Source organism: Kitasatospora sp. NPDC057542 (assembly GCF_042801945.1).
Taxonomy (GTDB): Bacteria; Actinomycetota; Actinomycetes; order Streptomycetales; family Streptomycetaceae; genus Kitasatospora.
This window is the reverse complement of record NZ_JBHVFE010000472.1, coordinates 1-6,972: the sequence shown is the minus strand read 5'-3', so window position 1 is coordinate 6,972 and position 6,972 is coordinate 1. Positions and strand designations below refer to the sequence as shown.

General features: G+C 74.5%; 8 protein-coding genes and 1 pseudogene. 3 read left to right on the top strand and 6 right to left on the bottom strand.

What is annotated here, in order from left to right; translation table 11 throughout:
- Window positions 1-17 precede the first annotated feature (17 nt).
- Entirely contained in the window at window positions 18-1,193 is a 1,176-nt protein-coding gene (locus ACFU7Y_RS36845; RefSeq protein ID WP_380770969.1) for an MFS transporter, read from the bottom strand.
- 148 nt (window positions 1,194-1,341) lie between these two features.
- Here ACFU7Y_RS36845 and ACFU7Y_RS36840 point away from each other — a divergent pair, with 148 nt between their 5' ends.
- The gene (locus ACFU7Y_RS36840) at window positions 1,342-1,692 is read left to right on the top strand and encodes a helix-turn-helix transcriptional regulator (RefSeq protein ID WP_224285499.1); all 351 of its coding nucleotides are present in this window, start codon (window positions 1,342-1,344) and stop codon (window positions 1,690-1,692) included.
- A 169-nt stretch (window positions 1,693-1,861) separates the two neighbouring features.
- Entirely contained in the window at window positions 1,862-3,055 is a 1,194-nt protein-coding gene (locus ACFU7Y_RS36835) for an alpha/beta hydrolase family protein (RefSeq protein ID WP_380770968.1), read from the top strand.
- A gap of 9 nt (window positions 3,056-3,064) precedes the next feature.
- Here the strand turns inward: ACFU7Y_RS36835 and ACFU7Y_RS36830 are convergent.
- Window positions 3,065-3,268: pseudogene (locus tag ACFU7Y_RS36830) on the bottom strand (hypothetical protein); the annotation flags it as partial.
- 80 nt (window positions 3,269-3,348) lie between these two features.
- On the opposite strand from ACFU7Y_RS36830, the gene ACFU7Y_RS36825 reads away from it, so the two are divergent.
- Complete coding sequence (locus ACFU7Y_RS36825) at window positions 3,349-4,065, top strand: HAD family hydrolase (protein WP_380770967.1); 717 nt, start codon at window positions 3,349-3,351, stop codon at window positions 4,063-4,065.
- Between the two features lie 142 nt (window positions 4,066-4,207).
- Here ACFU7Y_RS36825 and ACFU7Y_RS36820 read toward each other — a convergent pair whose 3' ends face one another.
- The 4 genes from ACFU7Y_RS36820 to ACFU7Y_RS36805 all read right to left on the bottom strand — a co-directional run.
- Window positions 4,208-4,753: an RICIN domain-containing protein gene (locus tag ACFU7Y_RS36820; protein WP_380770966.1), complete on the bottom strand. Its 546-nt coding sequence runs from the start codon at window positions 4,751-4,753 to the stop codon at window positions 4,208-4,210.
- 185 nt (window positions 4,754-4,938) lie between these two features.
- Window positions 4,939-5,589 carry a GNAT family N-acetyltransferase gene (locus ACFU7Y_RS36815; RefSeq protein ID WP_380770965.1) on the bottom strand — a complete coding sequence of 217 codons (651 nt, stop codon included), beginning with the start codon at window positions 5,587-5,589 and terminating at the stop codon, window positions 4,939-4,941.
- 147 nt (window positions 5,590-5,736) lie between these two features.
- Entirely contained in the window at window positions 5,737-6,564 is an 828-nt protein-coding gene (locus ACFU7Y_RS36810) for an alpha/beta fold hydrolase (protein ID WP_380770964.1), read from the bottom strand.
- Between the two features lie 36 nt (window positions 6,565-6,600).
- A partial coding sequence (locus tag ACFU7Y_RS36805; RefSeq protein WP_380770963.1) for a DUF4097 family beta strand repeat-containing protein occupies window positions 6,601-6,972 on the bottom strand: 372 nt, incomplete at its 5' end.

Genomic DNA, 6,972 nt, shown 5'->3' with positions numbered 1-6,972 from the left:
GGGGCACGGGCGCTTCCTCAGACGCGGACGGGCTCCGGCACCCGGGCCCGGACCGCTCGCTCGTCGCGCGTGGTCGCCGCCGCCACCGCGCACGCCACCAGCGCCAGCGCCGCCGCCGCGAACGGGAACCACCGCCCGCCCAGCACCGCGATCGCCGTCGACCCCGCCACACCCCCGGCCGCCGTCCCCAGGTACAGCGCACTGCTGTTCAGCGAGATCAGCAGCGGCGCGTTCCCCGGATCGATCGACGCCAGCCGGTGCGGCAACGCCACCGACACCGCCCACCCCGCCAAAGGCACCACCATCGCGTACCCCAGCGCCCCCGGCATGCCGCGCCCCAGCCACGGCAGCGCGGCGAACGCGCCGGCGGCCGCCGCCGAGCCGGCCAGCAGCACCCGCCGCACCCCGAGGCGGTCCACCAGGCGCCCGCCCAGCCAGCTGCCGGCCACCGACATCACGCCGCAGGTCAGCAGGACCACGCTCAGCCGGTCGGCGTCGCCGCCGGTGGCGCCCGAGACGGCGGTGGCCAGGTAGATGTAGACGCTCTGGAAGGCGAGGAAGAACACCAGCGTGGTGGCCGCGGCGCCCAGCACCCGGCGCTGTGCCAGCGGCGCCAGGCGCGCCTTCAGGGTGGGGGCGGCGGTGGGGGCGGGCAGGTCGCGCAGCAGCAGAGCCAGGCCCGCCAGGGCCGCCAGGCCCAGGGCGGTGACCAGCCACATCGTCATCCGCCAGTCGGTGCGCCCCACCCAGGTGCCCAGCGGCACGCCGAGTGCGGTGGCCACCGTCATCCCGCCCAGCACCGTCGCCAGCGCCCGGCCGCGCCGCTCGGGGGCGACCAGGGTGGTGGCCACCGCGTTGGCGGTCGGGGTGTAGAGGGCGGCGCCGGCCGCGGCCAGGACGCGGGTGGCCAGCAGCAGCCCGTAGGTGGGCGCGAGCGCACTGAGCGCGTTGGCCGCGCTGAACACCGCGAGTGCGGTCAGCAGCAGGCGCCGGCGCGGCCAGCGGGCGGTGAGCGTGGCCAGCACCGGGGCCAGCAGCGCGTAGCCGAGCGCGAAGACGGTGACCAGCTGGCCGGCGGCCGGCACCGACACCCCCAGGTCGGCGGAGATCGGGCCGAGGATGCCGGCGACGACCATCGAGTCGGTGCCCATGGCGAAGGTGCCGAGGGCGAGCAGGAGCAGACGTACGGGCACGGGAGAGCCCCCCGGGGCACAAAGGTGGACGGTCGGACGGGACTGTTGGATGGACATGCAACAGTTTGACGCTCGTCAAACACTCGGGGATTGGTGGATGATTGTCAAACCATTCATTCCCCGCCCGCGGCCCCGAGGAGCGTGCGCCATGAGCGACGACGAGCGGCTTCCCCAGCCCGCCACCGCCGACATCGACCTCGTCACCGTCCTGCACGCCCTCGGTGACCCCGTACGCATGACCCTGCTGCTCAGCTACGCCGACGGCGGCGAGCACTCCTGCGACCCGCGCGGCCTGGGCCTGGACCACCTCCACAAGTCGACCGTCTCCCACCACATGCGGGTGCTGCGCGAGGCCGGCGTCACCACCACCCGCGTCGCCGGCCGCAACCGCTTCGTCAGCCTGCGCCGCACCGACCTCGACACCCGCTTCCCCGGCCTGCTCGACGCGCTCCTGACAGCCTCGGCAACTCCCGCACCCCAGAAGCCGGTTGGCCCCTAGGGAGCCGGCGCACCCGGCTGCCGCCACAGGCGTAGGCCTGCGGTCGCAAGGCACCGCGGGCGGCTCCTGCCACGGACGGACGCGCCCGGGCGGGCCCGGTCGGCACGGTGGACGCGCACGCCGCCACCCGGCGTACCGCCGTCGCCGAACCGCCCGAGGAGCCACGCCTGTGACCAGACCTCAGCCCGGCCGTCCGCTCACCCGCCGCGGTGTCCTCGGGGCGCTCGCCCTCGGCGCCGCCACCGTCGCCGCCGGCGCCGGGCCCGCCCGCGCCGACGCCCCGCCGGCCGACGCCGCCGGGCAGCCCCGCCTGAGCCTGCCCGCACCCACCGGCCCCCACCCCGTCGGCACCGCCCTGCTGTACCTGACCGACCCCGCCCGCACCGACGCCTGGGCCCCCGTGCCGCGCCCGCGCGAACTGCGCGCCCGCCTCTGGTACCCCGCGGCCCCCGGCGCCCGCGGCCCCCACGCACCGTGGATGAGCCCCGCCGAGACCGCCCACCTCCAGGCCGCCTACTTCGCCGTCCCCGACGCCCGCCTCACCTGGCCCACCACCCACGCCCGCCCGAACGCGCCCGCCGACCGCACCCGCCGCCACCCCGTCGTCCTCAACTCCCACGGCTCCGGCGCCGACAGCGCCTTCAACACCGCCCTCGCCGAGGAACTCGCCTCCCACGGCCACGTCGTCGCCGCCGTCGACCACACCTACGACGCCGGCGAGGTCGAATTCCCCGGCCACCGCCTCGACGTACGCGACAAGGCCCGCGTCCAGGCGATGACCGACGCCGAGATCGTCGCCTACCGGGCCGCCGACACCCGCTGCCTGCTCGACCGCCTCGAAAGCGGCCCGCTGCCCGCCGGCCTCCACACCACCCTCGACCTCGACGCCGTCGGCATGTTCGGCCACTCCATGGGCGGCGCCACCACCGCCCAGGCCCTGCACGACGACCCCCGCATCCGCGCCGGTGCCGTCCTGGACGGCCCCCTGTTCAACACCAGCGCCACCGCCGACCAGGCCCGCCCCCTGCTGCTGATGGCCTCCGCCTGGGACAGCCCCGCCCGCGACGCCATGTGGGACACCCTGTGGCCACACCTGACCGGCTGGCGCCGCCGCCTGACCCTCACCCGCTCAGGACACCTGTCCTACTGCGACCTCCAACTGCTCGTCCCCCAGGGACAGAGCGTCTTCGCCTGGCCCGCCGACCAGCTGGAACACTTCCTCGGCACCGGCGACCCCCACCGCGCCGTCGCCGCCCAACGCGCCTACCTCACCGCCTACTTCAACCTCCACCTGCGCGGCATCCCCACCCCCCTGCTGGACGCCCCCACACCCCGCTGGCCCGAGATCCGCTTCGACGCCTGAACCCCGTTCCGCCGGTTCGACCACCGCGTGCACCCGCTCGACCGTCACCCGGTCGCCCTCCTGCATCTCGGCGATCCTCGCCGGCACGTCGCGCAGCGCCTCGGCCGCCTGCTGCGCCGGCGAGGCCCTGCGCGCGGCCTTCTTCACCTCCTGCGCGCGGTCCTTCACCGCCGCCCGCTCCTCGGCGGAGAACCCCTCGTGCCCGCTGCCCATCGTCGACCCCCTCTTCCGTACCGTCGTGCGATCTTGGGACCGGACCCCAGCGGTCCCCACCGACAACGGAAGGACCCCACATGCCCATCACAGGCGTGCTCTTCGACGTCGACGACACCCTCTTCGACTACACCGGATCGGAACGCGCCGGCATCCTCGCCCACCTGCACCGACTCGACCTGCTGCGCCGCTTCCCCGACCCCGAGGCGGCCACAGCGCTGTGGCGCGAGGTCATGGAGGAGCAGTACGCGCGCTTCCTCGCCGGCGAACTGACCTTCACCGCACAGCAGCACGAGCGCACCCGGCACTTCCTCGCCCGCCTCGGCGAGGACACCACCGCCATGCCCGACGAGGCCGCCGCCGCCTGGTTCGCCGGCTACACCGCCCACCGCGACGCCGCCCGGGCCGCCTTCCCCGACGCCGCCCCCGTCCTCGCCGCCCTCGCCCCCACCCACCGGCTCGGCATCGTCTCCAACTCCTCCACCGGCCACCAGCGCGACAAACTCCACGCCACCGGGCTGCTGCACCACTTCGCCGACACCGCCCTCGTCTGCTCCGACGAGCACGGCGAGGCCAAACCCGCCCCCGGCATCTTCCGGGCCGGCTGCGCCCGCCTCGGCCTGCCCCCGCACCAGGTCGCCTACGTCGGCGACAAGTACGACCTCGACGCCCTCGGCGCCCGCGCCGCCGGCCTGCACCCCTTCTGGCTCGACCGCGCCGCCTCCCGCACCCCGGTCGACGACGGCATCCGCGTCCTGCACTCCCTGGCCGACCTGCCCGCCGCCCTGCACACCTGAGGCCCGCGAACCGCCCGGCTTCCGCAACACCCTTTCGCCGCAGCGCCGTTGCACGGACCGCAACCCCGGCCGGCAGACGCGCGATCAACGCGTGCGGGTGGGCCGTGCCCGCTCTACCGGGACGCGGCCCACCCGCGGTGGGTCAGCTGTAGATCACGGACCACTGCTGGGTGTGGTCCCCGGTGCGGCAGCCCTCGACCGTCACCTGGCCCCCGGCGTGGGCGGTCAGGCAGCCCTGGTCACCGTCGGCGGAGTGGATGTACGTGCCGGCGTCGCCGGCCCCGTACCACCAGCGCGACCTGGTCGCGGTGTTGTCGTACGGGTCGTACCAGGGGTTGTACTCGGACAGCTCGCCGGTGTCGTTGAAGCTGCGGCGCAGGTTCCGATAGGTCTTGGTGGTGCAGAAGAAGTCGGTGCACGTCTGCGTCTCGTAGGAGGAGAAGACGACGCTGTTGGTGGAGGTCATGGTGACGTACCACCACTGGTTGCTCTGCCCGGTCTGCGCGTAGGTGTACACCGGGGCGCCCTGGTTGGTGTTGTGGGCGTAGTCGTCCAGGTACTGGCCGGTGCCCATGTTCAGGACGTGCGCCCAGCCCTGCGGTACCGCGGCGTCGGCAGGCGTGGCCAGGGTGACGGTGGCGGCCAGCGCGGCACCGGCCATCAAGGCGCCGGCGATTTTCTTCTTCACTGCGTTCCTCTCGACGTGCTCCCGTCCTGCGGCGACGCCCTCGCATCGCCGACGAGCAGGTGAGTGGAAGGTAGGAAGAACCGGTAGACAGACGATGGACGGCATGGCGGGGACACCACCGCCATGCCGTCCGGGCCGCCACACCCTGGCCGGGCAGGCCCGGGCCGCCCGTGCGCGGGGCCCGGTCAGCCGCCGATGCCGAACAGGGCGCGGCAGCCGTCGCTCAGGCCGGTGACGGTGACCGGGGTGCGGGCGTGCCCGGCCCAGGCCTCGGGACTCAGGCGCAGCCGCTCGGAGACGACCACCCGCCCGTCCAGGACGTCGCGGTCGATGCCGTCGCTGCGGTAGCCGAGCCTGCGCGAGACGGCCAGCGAGGAGTGGTTGTCGGCGAAGGAGAGCGAGGTCGCCGACTGCGTCCCCAGCTCCGCGAAGGCCAGATGGAGCATCGCGGCGCGCATCTCGGTGCCCAGGCCCTTGCCCTGGTACTCCAGGCCGAGCCAGGAACCCGAGACGATCTCGCGCCGCACCCCGAACTCCTTGGCGCGCATGTCCTGGATGCCCACCGGGCGCCCCTCGTGGAAGGCGACCAGGTCCAGCGCCCAGTCCTGTGCGCTCCAGCGACCCATCCGCGCCCAGTGCAACTGCATCACGTGCCGGGCCCGGTCGGCGGGCGGCAGCTCGCCCCACGGCGTCAGGAACGGGCGGTCCTGGGGGAGGTGGACGCCGCGGGCGGCGACGTCCGCCACCTCCGCGAGTTCGTCCTCGGTCGGCAGGCGCAGTTCCAGGCGGGGCGAGGTCACGCGCAGTCCCCGCAGGGGCCAGTGGTCGATGATCATCGAACCAGTGTGCCCAGCCGACGCGCGGCCCGCACCGCCATTTCCACCCTCCCTGACTGCCGGGCCACTCGTGGTGACGCGGTGTCGGGCGGCCGCGTCGTTGCGGCGGGCCGCCCGGTGGTGGCGGATGCGGGGGTGGGCAGGCCGTCAGCGACCGGCCCCGGGCCGGTCGAGGGCAGCGACCTCGCGTACGGCGTCCGCGACGGCGCGGAAGTCCTTCTTCAGGATCGCGCCGTGGTTGCTGGGGACCTTCGCGCTGATCCCGATGTGCGGGTTGCGCTCGGCCACCGACGGCAGCACCGCGCGGATCATCTCCTGCTCGTCACCGCGGCTGCCCAGCGACATCCCCGAGGCGACCACGTACCGGGTCGGGACGGTGATGGCATCCAGCACCGGGCCCAGTTCGCGGGCGCTGCCGATCCTGCCGAGCTCGATGTTGCAGTCGGACATCTGCTCGTGGGTCATCCGCGGGGTCAGCCCGGTGGGGCGCATCAGCGCCATGAGCGGGGCCCACTGCCGGAACTGCTTGCGGATGCGCTGCTCCATCCCCTCGGTGAGCCAGTCGTAGGGCTGCGCGCCGTCGACCAGGACGGCGCCGATGGCGCGCTGCGGGTTGCGCGAGGCCCAGTGCGCGCCGACGAACGCCCCGTAGGACCAGCCCACCAGCAGGGCCCGCTCCACGCCGCGGGCGGCGAGGACGGCGTCGACGTCCCGGACGGCGGCCTCGAAGGAGTAGTCCGCGGAGCGCTTCGACTTCCGGCCGCGGGCCCGCTCGTCGTAGGTGATGTGCCGCAACCGCGGGCCGAGTTCGGCCAGGACCCGGCGCCAGTAGCCCTGGGTGGCGAACTGGCCGTTGAGGTAGACCACGGGCAGGCCGGGGCCGCCGGTGTCGGTGACGGCCAGGGCGGTGTCGTCGACCGGCACCATGCCGGTCCAGGCCGTCGTGCCGGTCGCGGGTGTGGCGTTGCTGGTCATGTCTTCCCCCTGGATGGTGTGGAGCCGGTGCCGGTGTCAGAGGCTGTGGGCGGTGATGTCGCCGTGGGAGGTGGTGGCGCGGATGTCGAGCACGGTGGTGCCGTCGTTGCGCAGGGCGTTGCCGATGCGGCCGTGGCCGGTGCCGGCGTCCAGGGCGGCCGAGACGCCGGCGGCGGCGCCGACGGTGATGCTCCCGGACCGGGTGGTCAGCTCGACGGTGCCCCGCTGCGCCTCGGTGATCCGGATGTCGCCGCGGGTGGTGCTGATCCGGGCGGGGCCGGCGAGGCGGCCGACCTCGACGTCGCCGTCGACGGCGGTCAGGTCGAGGCTCGCGGCCTCGTCGACCTTGGTGTGGCGGTACGCGCCGTCGAAGGCGACGTCGCCGACGCGGCCGACGCCGCGCAGTTC

What these genes read in the sequence shown, in the direction of transcription:
- ACFU7Y_RS36810 (WP_380770964.1), bottom strand. Translation starts at nt 6,564, where the DNA reads ATGACCAGCAACGCCACACCCGCGACCGGCACGACGGCCTGGACCGGC.
- ACFU7Y_RS36840 (WP_224285499.1), top strand. Translation starts at nt 1,342, where the DNA reads ATGAGCGACGACGAGCGGCTTCCCCAGCCCGCCACCGCCGACATCGAC.
- ACFU7Y_RS36815 (WP_380770965.1), bottom strand. Translation starts at nt 5,589, where the DNA reads ATGATCATCGACCACTGGCCCCTGCGGGGACTGCGCGTGACCTCGCCC.
- ACFU7Y_RS36825 (WP_380770967.1), top strand. Translation starts at nt 3,349, where the DNA reads ATGCCCATCACAGGCGTGCTCTTCGACGTCGACGACACCCTCTTCGAC.